This window comes from Azospirillaceae bacterium (assembly GCA_028283825.1).
In the GTDB taxonomy this organism is placed as follows: Bacteria; Pseudomonadota; Alphaproteobacteria; order Azospirillales; family Azospirillaceae; genus Nitrospirillum.
Map to the genome: position 1 here is coordinate 1,417,715 of JAPWJW010000001.1, position 17,650 is coordinate 1,435,364.

Annotated in this window: 12 protein-coding genes; 5 read left to right on the forward strand and 7 right to left on the reverse strand. The window is 68.6% G+C overall.

Annotated elements, in window-relative coordinates:
* Positions 1-149 precede the first annotated feature (149 nt).
* The 7 genes from PW843_05775 to PW843_05805 form a co-directional block, all read right to left on the reverse strand.
* On the reverse strand, positions 150-1,133 hold the full coding sequence (locus tag PW843_05775; GenBank protein MDE1146120.1) for an oxidoreductase: 984 nt from the start codon (positions 1,131-1,133) through the stop codon (positions 150-152).
* A gap of 51 nt (positions 1,134-1,184) precedes the next feature.
* Positions 1,185-1,817 (reverse strand): TetR/AcrR family transcriptional regulator, encoded by a 633-nt coding sequence (locus PW843_05780; protein ID MDE1146121.1) that lies wholly within the window; start codon positions 1,815-1,817, stop codon positions 1,185-1,187.
* A gap of 135 nt (positions 1,818-1,952) precedes the next feature.
* Positions 1,953-3,632, reverse strand: coding sequence for an MCP four helix bundle domain-containing protein (locus tag PW843_05785; GenBank protein ID MDE1146122.1), 1,680 nt, complete (start codon positions 3,630-3,632; stop codon positions 1,953-1,955).
* A 114-nt stretch (positions 3,633-3,746) separates the two neighbouring features.
* On the reverse strand, positions 3,747-4,406 hold the full coding sequence (locus PW843_05790; GenBank protein ID MDE1146123.1) for a PqiC family protein: 660 nt from the start codon (positions 4,404-4,406) through the stop codon (positions 3,747-3,749).
* Positions 4,407-4,413: 7 nt separating this feature from the next.
* Entirely contained in the window at positions 4,414-6,051 is a 1,638-nt protein-coding gene (locus PW843_05795) for an MlaD family protein (GenBank protein ID MDE1146124.1), read from the reverse strand.
* Positions 6,044-6,757 carry a paraquat-inducible protein A gene (locus PW843_05800; protein ID MDE1146125.1) on the reverse strand — a complete coding sequence of 238 codons (714 nt, stop codon included), beginning with the start codon at positions 6,755-6,757 and terminating at the stop codon, positions 6,044-6,046. Before PW843_05800 ends, PW843_05795 begins: the two co-directional genes overlap by 8 nt.
* Complete coding sequence (locus tag PW843_05805) at positions 6,754-7,383, reverse strand: paraquat-inducible protein A (protein ID MDE1146126.1); 630 nt, start codon at positions 7,381-7,383, stop codon at positions 6,754-6,756. The genes PW843_05800 and PW843_05805 overlap by 4 nt, the downstream gene beginning before the upstream one ends.
* Before the next feature lie 344 nt (positions 7,384-7,727).
* On the opposite strand from PW843_05805, the gene PW843_05810 reads away from it, so the two are divergent.
* The 5 genes from PW843_05810 to PW843_05830 all read left to right on the forward strand — a co-directional run bounded on the left by PW843_05810 (position 7,728) and on the right by PW843_05830 (position 17,565).
* Positions 7,728-10,526, forward strand: coding sequence for a pitrilysin family protein (locus tag PW843_05810; protein ID MDE1146127.1), 2,799 nt, complete (start codon positions 7,728-7,730; stop codon positions 10,524-10,526).
* Positions 10,527-10,794: 268 nt separating this feature from the next.
* Positions 10,795-13,041 (forward strand): ATP-binding protein, encoded by a 2,247-nt coding sequence (locus PW843_05815; GenBank protein MDE1146128.1) that lies wholly within the window; start codon positions 10,795-10,797, stop codon positions 13,039-13,041.
* A gap of 153 nt (positions 13,042-13,194) precedes the next feature.
* Positions 13,195-14,502: a pentapeptide repeat-containing protein gene (locus tag PW843_05820; protein MDE1146129.1), complete on the forward strand. Its 1,308-nt coding sequence runs from the start codon at positions 13,195-13,197 to the stop codon at positions 14,500-14,502.
* A gap of 165 nt (positions 14,503-14,667) precedes the next feature.
* Positions 14,668-14,907: a hypothetical protein gene (locus PW843_05825; protein MDE1146130.1), complete on the forward strand. Its 240-nt coding sequence runs from the start codon at positions 14,668-14,670 to the stop codon at positions 14,905-14,907.
* A gap of 279 nt (positions 14,908-15,186) precedes the next feature.
* The gene (locus tag PW843_05830; protein MDE1146131.1) at positions 15,187-17,565 is read left to right on the forward strand and encodes a response regulator; all 2,379 of its coding nucleotides are present in this window, start codon (positions 15,187-15,189) and stop codon (positions 17,563-17,565) included.
* The last annotated feature ends 85 nt before the right edge of the window (positions 17,566-17,650 follow it).

The window sequence follows — 17,650 nt, forward strand, 5'->3', positions numbered from 1 at the left end:
AACCCGTCGCCGCAGTTTGGTGTCTGCGGCGCGTCGAGGTGGGTGTATGTAGACAAGTCCGGCGGGCTTGTCCAGCCTCTTCATTCGGCCTTTTTCATATTTTTTGTAGGGCGTTGTTTCTCAAGGGAAAGATCGGCATTTGCCGGTGCTCAGCGGTTGACGTCCACCACCAGCCGGCCGCGTATTTTGCCGTCCAGCAGGTCCGGCGCGATGGCGATGGCCTCCGACAGGGCGATCTCGCGGGTCGCCAGCGCCAGCTTCTCCGGCGCCAGGTCGGTGGCCAGGCGTTGCCAGGCGGCGGTGCGCTGGGGCAGGGGGCAGGTCACGCTGTTGATGCCCACCAGGCTGACGCCGCGCAGGATGAAGGGCGCCACGGTGGCGGGGAAATCCATGCCGGCGGCCAGGCCGCAGGCGGTGACCACGCCGTTGTCGCGGGTGGCGGCGCAGATGTTGGCCAGGATGTGGCTGCCCACCGTGTCGACGGCGCCGGCCCAGCGCGCCTTGGCCAGGGGCTTGCCCGGGGCAGCCAGGGTGTCGCGGTCGATGATCTCGGCGGCCCCCAGCCGGGTCAGGTAGTCATGCTCCGCCGGCCGGCCGGTCACGGCGGCCACACGGTAGCCCAGCGTGGACAGCAGGGCCACGGCGACGCTGCCCACGCCGCCGGCCGCACCGCTGACCACGATGGCACCCTGGTCCGGCGTCACCCCCCATTTCTCCAGCGCCAGCACGCACAGCATGGCGGTGTAGCCCGCCGTGCCGATGGCCATGGCCCGGCGGGTGTCGATGCCGGCGGGCAGGGGCACCAGCCAGTCGCCGGGCACGCGCGCCCGCGTGGCCAGGCCGCCCCAGCGATCCTCCCCCACGCCCCAGCCGTTCAGCACCACCGCCTGGCCGGGCGCGAAGCCGGGGTGGGACGACTGTTCCACCGTGCCGGCGAAGTCCACGCCCGGCACCAGGGGAAAGCGGCGGATGATGGGCCCCCGGCCGGTGATGGCCAGCGCGTCCTTATAGTTCAGGGTGGAATAATCCACCCGCACCAGCACGTCGCCCGGCGGCAGGTCGCCTTCATCCAGCGGCCGCACCGAGGCGCGATAGGCGCCATCCATGTTCTCAACCAGCAATCCTGTGAACATATGTGCCTCCAGTAATTAGACCAATCGTCTAGGAAATGGCAAAAAAAGGGATCAGCACCCCAGCAGCCTGAAGAAGTGCTGGGCGAACCGGTCCAGCGGCTCGACCCGGCGTTCCAGCTTGGCGCGCAGCACCGCGCCTTCCCAACCCGTCCAGAAGAATTCGGCCAGGGCGTCGCAGTCGGCGGTGGGGGGGATCTGGCCGTCATCCCGGGCGGCGCGCAGGCAGGCGGCGGTACGGGCTTGCCAGTCGGCGAAGACGTCCAGCAGCCGCTGGCGATAGGCCTCCGGCAAGGCTGCCATCTCCTGCCCCAGATTGCCGATCAGGCAGCCGCGGCGGAAATCGTGCCGGGCCATGCCGGCCCGGGCGTCGTCGATGAACCGGCAGAAGCGGTCCAGGGGCGGGACCGTCTCCTCCCGGAAATGGCGGTCCAGCTTGGTCGCGAAATAGGCGGCATAGGCATCGATCAGCGCGGCGCCGAACGCCTCCTTGCTGTCGAAGTAATGATAGAAGGACCCCTTGGGCACGGCCGCCGCCGTCAGCACCTCATCCAGGCCGGTGGCGGCGAAGCCCTTCTCGGTTAGGGCGGCCACGCCAGCGCGCACCAGGGCGGCCCGGGTCTGGCTGGTGCCGGCCTGGTCTTTCGGCGGGCGTCCGCGACGGCGGAGGGGAACGGCGACGGTCATGGAATTTAATTAGACTGATCGTCTCTAAAATTCAACATGTCTGTTGGGGGCCGCCGCCGGAGGACGTGCTCCGGAAATTGAAAGGGCCGAGCTCCCCGCAAGGGAACCCGGCCCATTTGGCAGAAGGGGAACGCGTCAGGCAGCGCGCAGCTTGGCGAAGAAATCGGCCACGGCCTCCTGCAGGCGCGCGGATTCCTTGGCCAGGCTTTGCGAGGCGCCCAGCACCTGGGCCGAGGCGGCGGCCGTTTCCTCCGCCCCGTCGGCCACGGCGCCGATGTTGTTGGACACCAGCAGGGTGCCGCGTGAGGCCTCGGTCACGTTGCGGGTGATCTCCTGCGTGGCGGCGCCCTGTTCCTCCACCGCGGCGGCGATGACGGAGGTGCCGGCGCCGATGTCGCGGATGGTGGACTGGATCTGGCGGATGGCGTTGACCGCGTCCATCGTCTCCTGCTGGATGGCGGCCACCTGGACGCCGATGTCCTCTGTGGCCTTGGACGTCTGGTTGGCCAGGGCCTTCACCTCCGTCGCCACCACGGCGAAGCCCTTGCCGGCCTCACCGGCGCGGGCGGCCTCGATGGTGGCGTTCAGGGCCAGCAGGTTGGTCTGGCTGGCGATCTCCCGGATCAGGCCGATCACCGCCTCGATGCGTTGGGCGCCTTCGGCCAGGCCGTTGACGGTGCTGTCGGTGCGGGCAGCCTGCTGCACGGCGTCATCGGCCACGCCGGCGGATTGCAAGGCCTGGCGGCTGATCTCGCCGATGCTGGCCGTCAATTCCTCGGTCGCGGCAGCGACGGTCTGGACGTTGACCGAGGCCTCTTCCGCCCCTTGCGCCACCGCCTGCACCTGGCGGCGGTTGCCATCGACGATGCTGGTCAGGCGGGTGGCGGTCTGGCCCAGTTCCTCCGCCGCATGGGCGACGATATTCACCAGCTCGGACGAGATCCTGTCGAATTCCTCAATGTATTGTTCGCGCAGGCGGACGCGGGATTCGCGCCGCGCATCCTCCTGGCGTGCCTGTTCCGCCAGGTCGTCGGCACGGATCATGCTGTCGCGGAAGACGGCCACGGCCGCGGCCATGTGGCCGATCTCATCCCGCCGGTCGGCGCCGCTGATCACCACCTTCAAGTCGTGGTCGGCCAGGCGGCTCATGGTGTGGGTCATCTGGTTCAGCGGGTTCGACACCAGACGGATCAGGGCGTAGCCGGCCAGGCAACCCAGCAAGGCCCCCAGCAGCGAGGCGCCGATGACCACCGCCTTGGTGGCGGCATAGCTGCTGCGGCTGGCTTCCGCCGCCATGTCGGCACCGCGCACGTTCAGCTCGGCATCCTTCTGCAGCGCCTGGCGCAGCTTGGTGAAGGTTTCCAGCGTGTCCTTGCGGAAGAAGGTGACGGCCTCATCCATCTGGCCGGCGCGCGCCGTGGCCAGCAACTTCTCGTGCAGGGCCAGGTAGGCGGCCCAGTTGGCGCTGATGCTGTCGGCGATCGTGCGCTCCTCACCCGCGCCGATCAGCGGCTGATACTCCTGCCAGAATTTGTCATAGTCGGCCAGGGTGGCGCCGAAGCGCTTCTCCACTTCGTCGCGCATCGCCGGTTCCTTGACCAGCAGGTAGGATCCTTCCAACGAGCGGAAGCGCTCCGCCGCCTGTGTCAGCTTGCCGATCGATCGGGTGGAGGGCAGCCAGTTGTCGCGGATGTCCATCGCGGCGGTGTTCATGCGCGCCGCCTGCAACAGGGCGACCAGACCCAGCAGGACGGTCACGCCCAGCACCGCGCCGAACGCCAGGATGACCTTGTGACGGATGGACAGATTCTTCATGGCCCGGAAGGCTCCCCGCAGGCAGGCGTGGGACTATCCCCACTCCGCCTCAGGGTCTGTCAGTCGCATTAATGAAGCGTAAATAACACCTGTATCCTGAGGGTTAGGGCCGCATCAGGAGCCGTCGGTTGCACAGGGCGCCGGCGTGGTGCCCGGCGGCGCCTGGTCCAGGCGGGCCAGGCTGTCGGCCACGGCGCCGGCCAGCTTGGTGGCGCCGTCCGACAAGGCGGCGGCGGCCGCGTCCGGTGTGGCACCACCCACTGGCAGGCTGAAGCCGGTGCGGCAAGTTGCCGCAGTCCCCTGGGGCAGGCGGCGGACCGTCCAGGTGCCGTCCACCACGGCGGTGCCACCGGGCGTGGCGTCGAACCGTTCCAGCCGCAGGGCCAGGCGGTATTGCGGCGGCCCGTTGGGGGCGGGGGTGACGGGCGCCTGATAGGTATCGACCGCATGCAGCCCCTGCCACAGGGCGTTGGCCAGGGCCAGGCGCATCTCGTCCGCCACCGGGGCGGCCCAGCGGTCGTCGTCGCGCACGTCCAGCCGGCCGCCGGCGTCGGTCAGCACCATCTGTGCCCGGTTCAGGCGTTCCGGCACCGCCACGGGCAGGATTTCCACCAATACCCGGGCGCTGCCGGTGGCGGGCGGGCCGGACGGGGCGGCGGCCAGGGCGTGGTAATGAATGGGGGTGGACCCGCCGCAGCCGGCCAATGCCAGGGTTCCGGCCATGGCGGCGAGGATGAACGGGGTGCGTGGCATCTTGGTCAATGGGGCGATCATGGGGGAATTAGTCCTTTCTGCCGCGCACCAGGGATTCCGGTTCGCGTTCAAGGCTGTCGGTCAGGGCCTTCAGGGATCGGGTGGCGTCCATCACGCCTTTCAGCGCCTGGCGCGCGTCCTGCTGCAGCGGGGCGTCGGGCGCCACGCTGGCCTGGGTGGAGGCCAGGGTCTGCTGCATCTCCTTCAGGCTGTCGCGGATTTCGGGCAGCACGTCGTGGTCGGCGTGCTGCACCAGGTCGTCGATGTGCTTGGTCGCCGTGTCCAGGCTGGCCAGGGCCTTGCGCGCGTTCTCACCGATGGCGTCGAACGGGATCTTGTTCAGCTTGGCCACGATCTGCTGCACCTGGTCGTACAGGGCCTCAAGGTCGCCGGGCACGGTGGGCAGTTCGATGGGGTCGGTGGCGGGGTTGAACTGCACCGGCTGGGGGTTCTTCACGAAGTCCAGCGACACGTACAACTGCCCGGTCAATATGCTGCCGGTCTTCAGCTGGGCGCGCAGGCCGTGCGCCACCAGTTGCGACAGGCGTTCCAGGCGGGCGGCGCGGTCGCTTTCCGGCGGCAGGCTGCGTTCGAACGATTGCAGGCGGTCGGGGAAGATGTTGACCATCACGCGGGAGGTGAAGTCCTGCGTCGCCGGATCGTAGTCGATGCCCAGCGAGGTGACGTTGCCGATCTCCACCCCACGGAAATCCACCGGCGCGCCCACCAACAACCCGCGGATGGATTGGTGGAAGCGCATCACCACGGCCACGTGATACCCCTCCGGCGCCTTCATGGCGTCGATGTGGTTGGCGGCCAGCGCGAATTCGCTGCCGGCGGGAGCCGGGGTCATCGGGGTTTCGGGCGGATCCTCGAAGGCGATACCGCCCATCAGGATGGTGGCCAGCGATTCCGTGTCCACCTTCAGGCCGGACCCATCGATGCGCACGTCCACGCCGCTGGCGTGCCAGAATTTGGAGTCCTTGGTGATGAAGTGGTCGTAGGGCGCCTTGATGAAGATGCGCAGGGTGATGCGCCGGCCGTCCTCATCCAGGGTGTAGCGTTCCACATGGCCGACGGGGATGCGCTTGTAGAAGACGGGCGATCCTGCGGCCAGGGAACCGATGTCATCGGTGTGCAGGACGTAGCGCTGCCCCGGCACGTCGGACGCCACCACCGGCGGATCCTCAAGCCCCGTGAACTCCTTGCGCTGACTGTCGGAATGGCCGGCATCCACCCCGATGTAGGACCCCGACAGCAGGGTGTTCAGGCCGGACACGCCGGTTTCGGCGAAGCGCGGCCGCACCACCCAGAAGCGGCTGTCGTCCACCGCGAAGTCCTTGGCGTCCTTGGTCAGTTCCACCGACACCAGCACGCGGGAATGGTCGTCGGTCAGGCTGACGCCCTTCACCTCGCCGATGTCCACGTCCTTGTACTTGACCTTGGTCTTGTTGGGTTCGATGCCGTCGGCGGTGACGAAGCTGATGGTGATGCTGGGACCGCGCATCCATATCGTCTTCACCACCAGCGAAATGCCGATCACGGCCGCCAGCAGCGGGATCAGCCACACCAGCGAGGGGACCCAGCGGCGGCCATGGTCCACCACGGGCTCCGGCATGGCGCCCTGGTTGGGCGAGGCGTTCTTGTCCGGGGGCGTATCAGCCATGGCGGTTTCCCGTCGGGGTTTGTTTGGTGGCGGGCGGGCCGGCACTGGCCCGGTCCCAGATCATGCGCGGGTCGAAACTGTGGGCGGCCAGCATGGTCAGCACCACGACGGCGCCGAAGGCGGCCGCACCCGGGCCGGCCTGGATGACGGCCAGGCCCTGGAAATGCACCAGTCCCACCATCAGCGCCACCACGAACACGTCCAGCATGGACCAGCGGCCCACCGTCTCCACGATGCGGAACAGATGGGCGCGGGGCCGTGTGCCGGTGGTGGCGCTGCGATGGATGGAAACGGCCAGGAAGCTGAGCGTCACCAGCTTCAGCAGGGGGATGACGATGCTGACGCTGAAGATCAGCACCGCCAGCTCGGGCGAGCCGCTGGTCCAGAAATAGATGATGCCGGACAGGATGGTGTCGTTCTGGGTGCTGAGCAGCGTGGATGTCCGCATCACCGGAAAGGCGTTGGCCGGGATGTACAGGATGGCGGCGGCGATCAGCAGCGCCCAGGTGCGGGACAGGCTGGCCACCTTGCGCGGATGCAGGCGCCCGTCGCAGCGCGGGCAGCGCAGCCGGTCACGCAAGGCCGGGTCATCGCCGGCGGCATCGCGGCACAGCAGATGGCAATGGGGGCAGGCGACCAGGCCGGCCTCCGCTGCGGTGGTGACGGCCGGAACGGCATCGGCCGACAGGGTGTGGGGCGCGGTCATGGCTGGGGGACGGCCGCCGGCCGCTTGATGGCGTTCTCGCCCACGTCCCACAGATTGTGCAGATCCATGGACAGGATGACGGCCAGCAGCACGGTCAGCGTGCCGAAGGCCCACAGGGCGATGCCGGGCAGAACCTGCGCCATGTTCGACAGTTTCACCAGCGACACGACGATGCCCAGCATGAACACCTCGATCATGCCCCACGGGCGCAGCGCCTGCAGGAAACGCAGCAACGGGGAGAAGGCCGCCGCCGGCCGGCCGCGGCGGATCAGCAGCAGCAGGACCAGCAGGGCGCCCAGATCGATCAAGGGGAACAGCAGCGTGGTGACGAAGACCAGGACGGCCACGCTCTCCCGCCCCTCCTGCCATAGCGACAGGACGCTACCGGCCAGGGTAGCGCTGTTCAGGCGGCCCTGGATGCGCAGATCCACGATGGGATAACAGTTGGCGATCATGTAGGTCAGGATCGCCGCCGTCACCAAGGCCAGCTGGTGGTCCAGGTCCAGATAGGAACGGCGATACAGCACGGCCCGGCAGCGCACGCAGCGCGCCTTGGTGCCGGGCGCCAGGGCACGCCGCCGGTGCAGCGCATCGCATTCAGGACAGGCGACCAGTGGTTCGGTCAAGGAAGTGGTGAACCCGTCTTGGTGGAGCGGCCGTCCGCATGGGGCACGGCCGCGTTGTCATCGCCATGGTGGCCCGGCTTGGGGTTCTCAAGAAAGCCCAGCTTCCTGAATAGCACCAAGGTTGGGGGCAAGGCCAACGCTGGAACGGGTGGGGGAGGCCGCATGGCATATTATACGGCCGGTGGGGCCCGTTCCTGGCGGCTGCCGGCTTTCGGGCCTTTCGGGGTGCGTTAAAGATACCCCTGCCCAAGGGGGGCCTTCGTCATGCAGATTGTGCGGCAACGCCGTGGGCGACCCCGTTGGCTGGGGCGGTTCGCGGACAGATGGGAAAAGAGGAAACGATTTTGGCTTCACGCAAGATCCTGCTGGCCACCGTGCTGGCCTCCAGCTGCGCCCTTTCCGCGATCCAGGCGCCGGCGCTGGCCGCTGCACAGCCGGTGAAGTCCGCGCCGGCCGCCGTCTCCGCTCCCGCCGTCAAGGGCTTGCCCGCCGGCGTGCAGCCGGTTGCCAGCGTCGAAGGCATCAGCGAATACCGTCTGGCCAACGGCCTGCGCGTCCTGCTGTTTCCCAGCGATGCCAAGTCCACCATCACGGTCAACGTCGTCTACCGCGTCGGGTCGCGCATGGAAAGTTACGGCGAGACCGGCATGGCCCACCTGCTGGAACATTTGATGTTCAAGGGCACGCCCAACCACCAGGGCATCCCCCAGGAAACGCAGAAGCGCGGTTTCCAGAACAACGCCACCACGGCGGAGGATCGGACCACCTATTACGAGACCTTCGACGCGCGGCAGGATTATCTGGACTGGGCCCTGAATCTCGAAGCCGACCGCATGGTCAACTCCTTCATCGCGCGCAAGGATCTCGACAGCGAGATGACGGTGGTGCGCAATGAGATGGAGATGCGGGAGAACAGCCCCGTCGGCATCCTGATGGAGCGCATGCACTCCACCGCCTATCTCTGGCACCACTACGGCCATTCCACCATCGGCGCGCGCTCGGATGTGGAGAACGTGGACATCGGCCATTTGCAGGCCTTCTATCACCGGTATTACCGCCCGGATAACGCCACGCTGGTGATCGCCGGCAAGTTCGACCCGGCCAGAACTCTGGCCGCCGTGAACGCCAGCTTCGGCAAGGTCAGGAACCCGGCCGCCGCCCTGCCGATGGAATACACGGTGGAACCGGCCCAGGACGGCGAGCGCGCGGTGACCCTGCGCCGCGTGGGCGACACCGCCTATGAGGGCCTGGCCTATCACATCCCGGCGGCCACCCATGCCGACAGCGCCGCCCTGTCGGTCTGGTCCTTCATCCTCAGCAATGCCCCCGCCGGGCGCCTGCACAAGGCGCTGGTGGAACAGAAGCTGGCGACGGGTGTGTCGGCCTCTGCCGAGAAGCGCCTGGATCCCGGTCTGGCCATCACGCTGGCGGAGGTGCCCAAGGGCGGCGACGCGGCCAAGGTCATGGACATCATGACCGACGTGGTGGAGGGCGCCCACGACCACCCCGTCACCGATGAGGAGGTGGAGCGGGCGAAGACCCGCATGATGAAGAACTATGACCAGCTCATGGACAATCCCAACAGCGTGGCGCTGTCCCTGACGGACAGCATCGCCCAGGGCGACTGGCGCCTGCTGTTCGTCAACCGCGACCGCATCGCCGCCGTCACCACCGCCGACGTGCAGCGGGTGGCGGAAACCTATTATCGCCAGGCCAACCGCACGGCGGGCCATTACGTGCCGACCGCCCAGCCCGACCGGGTGGACATTCCGGCCGCCCCCAGTGCGGCCAGCCTGGTGGCGGGCTACAAGGGGCGGGCGGCGGCGGCGGCCGATGTCGTCTTCGACACCTCGCCCGCCAGCGTCGATGCCCATACCCAGCATGTGGTCCTGGCCGATGGCGGCAAGCTGGAACTGCTGACCAAGCCTGCACGCGGGCAGGCGGTGAACCTGCTGGTACGGCTGCGCTTCGGCGACGCCGCCAGCCTGACGGGCAAGGACGCGGCCGGGGAGGCGGTGGCCAACCTGTTGACCAAGGGCACGGCCAAGCACAGCCGCCAGCAAATCTCCGACCTGCTGGACCAGATGAAGGCCAATCTGGGGGTCAGTTCCGGGACCCAGGCTGCGACCGTGGCGGTGCGGACCGACCGCGCCCACCTGGCCGACGTCATCGCCCTGGTGGGCGAGATCCTGCGGGAACCGGCCTTTCCCGGCGATGAGTTCGAACAGTGGCGCGCCGGCACCATCGCCGACCTGGAATCGTCCAAGACCGATCCGCAAGCCCTGGCCAGCAACGCTTTTGATCGGGCCTTCGACACCACGCCGCCCGACTTCCCCGGCCATATCGACACGGTCGACGACTGGATCGCCAAGATCAAGGCCTTGCGCCTGGACGATGTGAAGGCCTTCCATCACGCCTTCTATGGTGCCCAGTCCGCCCAGGTGGCGGTGGTGGGTGATTTCGATCCCGAGGCCGTGATCCGGCAGGTGCAGGAAGCGCTGGGCGGTTTCAAGACGACCCAGGCCTTCACCCGCATTCCCGATACCGCGGCCACCGTGACGGGCCTGGACCAGGTGATCGAGACGCCGGACAAGGCCAACGCCATCATCCTGGCGGGCGAGCCGCTGCCCATCAACGATGAGGATCCGGACTATGCGGCGCTTCTGATCGCCAACCGTATCCTGGGCGGCAGTCCGTTGCATTCCCGCCTGGGCGACCGCATCCGCCAGAAGGAGGGGTTGTCCTACGGCAGTGGCTCCGGCCTGTCGGTCGGTGCCATCGACAAGGCGGGCCACCTGACCCTGCAGGCCATCGCGGCGCCGCAGAACGTGGCCAAGGTCAAGACCGCCTTCGGCGAGGAACTGGCCCGCCTGGTCCATGACGGCGTGACGGAGCAGGAGGTGGCCGAGGCCAAGAGCGGCTTCCTGGACCAGCTGCGCATGCGCCGCACGGATGACGGCGCGTTGGCCGGCCAATTGGCCAGTAACGCCTATCTGGGCCGCACCATGGCCTGGAGCGCCGACATCGAGGCCAAGGTCGCGGCGGTGACGCCGGAACAGGTGGCGGAGGCGGTGCACCGCCATTTCGACACGGCCAAGCTGTCCTACTTCCGTGCCGGTGATTTCGCCAAGGTCACCAACTGAGCGGGCGTTCCACCGTGACAGGTGTTTCGCCGGCGGCCCGTATGAACCCCTGTGCCCCCCTGCATGAACCCAGGTGTAGCCAGGGGGGGCGGGGCGGGATAGCGTGTCCCCCCTTTGGGGTTGGCATACGCCTTTAGGGCTGGGATGCGGAAGGGGGCGGCGGTATTGCGCCGTCCCCTGGGCTTGAGGGGACGGCGACGTGGCGGATGGCGAGAACCTGGGGGACACGGGCGGCCCGGTCGGGGCCCGAGCGGTATCCTCTCCGCCGATGGGGCCGGGCAAACCGGTCCTGGCGGCGTCCTCCAACTCCCTAGGCGTGCGTGCCCGCCTGCTGCTGGCGGCGGTCGCCCTGCTGCTGCCGCCGCTGCTGGGCGGTGCCGTGCTGTTGGGCGGCGCCTATGAGCGCGAGCGGCGGGTGGCGGAGCGTCACCTGGATGAGACCGCCCACATGCTGGCGCTGTCGGTGGAACAGCGGCTGGGCCAGAGCCAGGCCTACCTGAAGGCGCTGGCCGTCTCCCCGGCGCTGGAACGGGGGGACATACCGTCGCTGGAGGCCCAGGCCCGGGCCATCGACCTGCCCAAGGGCTATTGGTTCCGGCTGGCGTCGGCCACCGACGGCCGCGTGTTGATGAACACGTCGTTGCCCTCAGGCACGCCGCTCACCGGCGGACAATTGGGCCCCAACATCAAGGCGGCGCTCGAGGCGGGGCACGGCCGGGTCGGCACCCTGTTCAACGACGCCGTCATCAACCAGCAGGCCATCGCCCTGCATGAGCCGGTGTTCCGCGATGGGGCGGCGGTCTACATCCTGTCGCTGATCATTCCGTCGACGGAGTTCACCCAGTTGCTGACCGACCAGCAACTCCGGGCGGGGTGGATCGGCGCCATCGTTGATCGGTCCGGTGTCGTCATCGCCCGCACCCGTGACCCCGAACGGTATGTCGGGCAGAAGGTGCGCCCGGAATTCCTGGAGGCCTTCGCCCAGTCCACGTCCGGGCGCAGGCCGGGTACGTCGTTTGAAGGCATGCCCACCATGGTGTCCTTCCGCCGCACGCCCAGCCAGGATCTGGTGGTGGCGGTGGCAGCCCCGCGCGATGAATTGGGGCGGGAGGCGTGGCATGGCCTGCTGATGGCGCTGGGCGGCGCCGTCGCCTTGTTCGCCGTGACCATGGCCCTGGCGTCGCGGCTGGCACGGGGCATCACCCATCCGGTGCAGCAGTTGGCCGCCCGGGCGGCGGCGCTGGGCCGGGGGGAGCCGCCGCCGGCCGACAGCCTGGGTTTGACGGAGGCCGATGCCGTGGCCGTGGTGCTGGCCGACGCCGGCCGGCGCCTGGCGCGATCCAACGCCGACATGGAAGAGAAGGTGCGCGCCGCGGTGGCGGAGGCGGAAAGCGCCAATACCGCCCTGTTCCAGGCCCACCGCATGGAGGCGGTGGGGCGCCTGACCGGCGGCATCGCCCACGATTTCAACAATCTGCTGCAGGCGGTTTCCGGCTGCCTGGACATGCTGCTGCGCCGCGCCGCCGATGACCGCAGCCGCGACCTGATCCGTGCCGGCATGCAGGCCATCGACCGGGGCGCCGGCCTGACCCGCCAGTTGATGGCCTTCGCCCGCCGGCAGGCCCTGCGGCCTGAATCGGTGGATCTGGCGGAACTGGTGCGGGGCATGCGGCAATTGCTGATGCACGCGCTGCGCGCCGACATCGGGCTGGAGATGGCCTTGCCGGAGGGGCTGTGGCCGGTCATGGCCGATCCGGCGCAGCTGGAACTGGCCCTGCTGAACGTGGCGGTGAACGCCCGGGACGCCATGCCCCAGGGCGGTGTCCTGCGCTTCGTGGCGGAAAACGTGAAGCTGACCGCCGACCGGAATGAGGAGGCGCTGAGCGGCCATTTCCTGCGCCTGGCCGTGACCGACACCGGCTCCGGCATCGACCCCGCCGTGCTGCCCCATGTGTTCGAGCCGTTCTTCACGACGAAAGAGGTGGGCAAGGGCTCCGGCCTGGGGCTGTCCCAGGTCTACGGCTTCGCCCGGCAGTCCGGCGGCACCGTGCACCTGGACAGCGTGCCCGGCGTGGGCACGACCGTCACACTGTTCCTGCCCCGGGCGACGACGCAGCCGCGCCGGGCCGGTGCCACCGGCGATGTCCGCGCGCGCGACCGGGCGGAGGAAAACCGGACCGTTCTGGTGGTGGAGGATGACGCGACGGTGGCCGCGACCGTGTCGGCCAGCCTGACGGAACGGGGCTTCGCCGTGCTGCAGGCCTCACGCGCCGACCAGGCCTTGGCGCTGCTGCAGGATGGCGACGCCATCGACATCCTGTTTTCCGACATCGTCATGCCCGGTGGCATGAACGGCGTGGAATTGGCCAAGGTGGCGCGTCTGCTGCGGCCGGACCTGGCGGTGCTGCTGACCACCGGTTACGCGGAAAACCTGCCACCGTTGGAGGGCATGCGCCTGTTGCCCAAGCCCTATCGCATGGACCAGCTGCTGGACGTGCTGGACGCCGTCGTCTGAAGCCCGTCGGCCGGTCCGGGCGGGTGATTTCCGTATTTCCAGCCGCCGCCTTCAGCTTCCATTAACCCGCGCCCGGCCATACTCGATGGTGGCGGGCGCGACCCCCGCCGTTTCGCTGATGCCTGTCGTATGTGGTCGCGATCGGATGGTTTTATGGTTGCCGACCCGTTGTCCCAAATCCTGGAAGATCACGCCCGCTGGCTGGCGAGATCGCCTGGGGGGCGGCGTGCCAATTTCGCCATGCAGGCCCTGCGCGGCGCTGATCTGTCCAACCGCGATCTCAGCCAGGCACTGCTGGCGGGGGCGGACCTTACGGGCGCGCGGCTGCGCGGCATCCGGCTGGAAGCGGCCGATCTCTACGGCGCCGATCTTTCCAACGCCGATTTGACCCAGGCCTGCCTGGTGGGTGCCGACCTGCGGGGCGTCACCCTGCGGGGGGCCGTGCTGGATGGCACCGACCTGCGCGGCGCGGACCTGCGGTCCAATGACATGCTGATCGCCGTGCCCCCCTCCGCGCCGGCGGCCTCGGTGCAACCGGCGCCCACGGGCCAGGGCATCGTTTTCAGGCAGGCCCGGCTGGGCCGGGCCATGCTGGTGGGCGCCCGCCTGTCCGGTGTGGTGATGGTGGAATGCGACCTGACAGGGGCCGTGCTGCGGGGGGCCGATCTGCGGGGGGCGGACCTTCGTGGATCAGCGCTTCGCAATGTCGACCTGACGGGCGCCGACCTGCGTGAGGCCGACCTGACGGCCGCCCGCCTGGGTGGCGCCCAGCTGATCGGAACCCGCCTCAATGGCGCCCGGTTCAACGGCGCCGACATGGTGGGTGTCGAACTGGATCACTGTGACTTGACGGGGGCGGCGCTGGAGGACGCGCGGTTCTCGCGGCCGCTCGATTCGCTGGCCTTGGACATGCGCCATCGCATCCATGAGCACGAACGTTGGATCGATAGCGGCGGCAGCCGCGGCAGCCGGGCGGAACTGGATGGGGCCAATCTTGAGGCCGCCGACCTGCGCGGCGTGCGCCTGTCGGGTGCCACCTTGCGCGGCGCCCGCCTGGCTGGCGCCTTGCTGGCCGGGGCGGATCTGACCTTGGCCGACCTGTCGGGCGCCGACCTGACGGAAGCCAGCCTGCGCGGCACCATCCTGCGCGGCGCGTCCATGGGGCATTGCCGCCTTTCCGGCGCCGACTTGGCCGATGCACAGCTGAACCCCGCCGATATCCTGGAAGCCGATGGTCATCCCAGCGGCCGGTCGTGGCCCGCCGACCTGGTGGGCGCCGACCTGACGCGCGCCAGCCTGTGGCGTGCCCACCTGCAATACGCGAACTTCACGGGCGCCACTCTGGCCGGCGCCGACCTGGGGCAGGCGGACACCACAGGTGTGCGTTTCGCCAATGCCCGGATGGACGGCGTGGTGGGTTTCGACCGCCCGGCCACGACCCCGGCGGCACGTGTCGGGTGACCCAGCATTCCCGCGTAAGTCATAGTCGCATTCAGCCATTGGCCAATATACCGGCCAATAATGCCCACCAAACCGCATAGACCGAATTAATGGGCGCTAAATGAGGCATCTTTGATTACGGTCCCATTTACCAAGATATCCATGGGAACCGGGTGGGAGTGCTAGATGAACGATCGACTGAAGCCGGAATTGCGGGAACTGGCGGTCAAGATCGCGACATCCTATGCCCGATCGAACCCCGTTAGTGTCGAGGCACTGCCATCGGTCATCGTGATGGCCTACCAGGGGCTGGAGGCTTGCATCGCGCCCCCGCCGCCCCCGCCGCCGGAACCCCCTAAGCGTGGGCGCCGCGGCAAGGCGGCCAAGACCCCAGCCCGTGGCCGGGGCAAGGCCGCCGCGCGCTGACTTCCCGATGCTCGATTCCGGGCGGGCGGGGACATTCCCGCCTCGAATCGACCGTTGGAAACCGCGCGGCTGGATTGGGCGCCGCCCCTCATGTACCCTGACCGACGCGCGCTTGCGAAGCGGGCGCGCATGACGGTTTCCGTGACGTTCCTTTAGGGACCGCGCGGTTGGTCATGGGGTATTCCAAGGGCGCCGGCGAACCGAATCCATGATGGGCATCTGCCGTTTCCTTCCATCGCAGGCCGTAACCGTCAGCCGCCGTGGAGTCGGGGTGCCGTGATGTCCGATCTCGATTCTATCTTCATGGCTGAGGACGCGCTGGCCGACGCCGCGCCGGACCTGCCGCCCTGGCCCATCCTGGTCGTCGATGACGATGAGGAGGTCCACATCATGACCCGGCTGGTCCTCAGCCGGCTGACCTACAAGGGCCGCCCCCTGGAATTGCTGACCGCCCGGTCGGCGGCGGAGGCGGCGGTCATCCTGACCCACCGCGACGATATCGCCGTCGCCCTGCTGGACATCGTGATGGAAACGGACGACGCCGGCCTGGTGCTGGCGCGCCGCATCCGTGAGGAATTCGACAACCACGACGTCCGCATCGTGCTGCGCACCGGCCAGCCGGGGCAGGCGCCGGTGCGTGACGTCATCGTCAATTACGACATCAACGACTACAAGGCGAAGACGGAACTCACCTCCGAAAAGCTGTTCATCACCATCGTCACGGCGCTGCGGTCCTACGACAACATCCGCACCGCGCGGGAGGCGCAGAGCGCCAGCCGGCTGAAGTCCAGCTTCCTGGCGACCATGAGCCATGAGATCCGCACGCCCATGAACGCCGTGCTGGGCATGCTGGAACTGCTGTCCCACACCGGCCTGGACGATGATCAGAAGGAGATGCTGTTCACCGCCCGCGATGCCGCCGGCACCCTGCTGCGCATCATCGACGACATCCTCGACTTCTCGAAGATCGAGGCCGGGCGCATGGATATCGAGACCCACCCCATGGCCCTGGGGCCGTTGGTGGAGGGGGTGGCCGACATGCTGGCGGCCCAGGCGCGCAAGAAGTCGCTGGACCTGCATGTCCATATCGATCCCGCCGTTCCCGAACTGCTGATGGGCGACCCGCTGCGCCTGCGCCAGGTGCTGTACAACCTGACCGGCAACGCCATCAAGTTCACCGAGATGGGCGGCGTCACCCTGTCGGTACGGTGTGTGCCGGGGCCTGCGGGCACTGTGGCGGCGGGCCATTCCCGGGTGCGCATCGCTGTGCGGGACACAGGAATCGGCATCGCCGAGGATGTGCAGAAGCAGTTGTTCCAGCCTTTCACCCAGGCCGAGAGTTCCACCAGCCGCCGCTTCGGCGGCACCGGCCTGGGGTTATCCATCAGCCGCCGCCTGATCGACCTGATGCATGGCACCATCGGCCTGGACAGCACCCTCGGGCAGGGCGCCACCTTCTGGTTCGAGGTGGAGCTGCCGGTGGCGGCCGAGCAGCCGGTGGCCGCCCCGCAACCGGCGCTGCCGTCATTGGCCGGCCTGACGGTGCTGGTCCTGGCGGAGACCCCGGCCCTGCGCGACACCGTCGCCTGTTATATCCAGGCCGCCGGCGGCCGGGTGGCGGAGGGGGACGCGCCCTGGAACGTGGCCGTCATCATTCCCCGCCCGGGCGATGTCTGGCCCGACCTGCCGGTCGGCCGTCCCGCCGTCCTGGTGGCCGCGGCGGATTCGGTGCGGCCCGCCGGCCTGCCCACCGGCACGGTGCAGATCGGCCGCCCGGTACGGCGCGTGCCTTTGATTCGGGCGGTGGCCACCGCCGCCGGGCAGGAAACCGCGACACGGGCCGCGGCCTCCCCCCTGCGCCAGGGGCGGGGGGAGCCGCCGCCGGTGGATGTCGCCATCGCCCAGGGGCGCCTGGTCCTGGTGGCGGAAGACCAGCCGGTGAACCAGATGGTCATCAGCCGCCAATTGTCCCTGCTGGGCATCGCCGCCGAGATCGTGGAGGACGGGCGCAAGGGGCTGACGGCCTGGCGATCCGGCCGCTTCGGCCTGGTGCTGACCGACTGCAACATGCCCGAGATGGACGGGTTCGAACTGACCGCCGCCATTCGTGAGGCGGAGCGGGGGGCCGGAACCCGCACGCCCATCATCGCGCTGACCGCCAACGCCATGGCCGGCGAATCCCAACGCTGCCTGGCCGCCGGCATGGACGGTTTCCTGGCAAAGCCCCTGGAACTGGACCGGCTGGACCGTTGCCTGGCCCAGTGGCTGCCGCCGTTGCCCGGTCCGGTGGCGGTTGCCGTTCCGGCGGCCGTGGTCACGTCGACGGCCGCCGCGATCCTGACGCCGAGCCGCGCCCTGGAATTGTTCGGCGAGATGGGGGAGGAGGCCCGGGCCTTCTTCCGTGAGTTCCTGGCCGCCGCGGTCCCGTTGGCTGACGGTGTGGCCGCGGCTTTCGCCATCGATGACGTGGTTCTTGCACGACGCGAGGCGCATGCCCTGGCGGGGGTCGCCAAGAGTGCTGGGGCGGATGCGCTGGGGCAGCTGGCCGACCGAGTGGAAGAGGCCTTGTTGCAAGGGAACGTTGCGGCGGCCCGCGTTGCCGCAAAGGCACTACCGTCCATGATGGGGCAGGTGGCGGACGCCATTATCGCTTTATAAGAAGACGATTCCCAAAATATCGCGCTATATTACAAGTGTATTCCGGGCTGCGGGGGCGTGGTGCCGGGATCGCGGGGCTTATTCA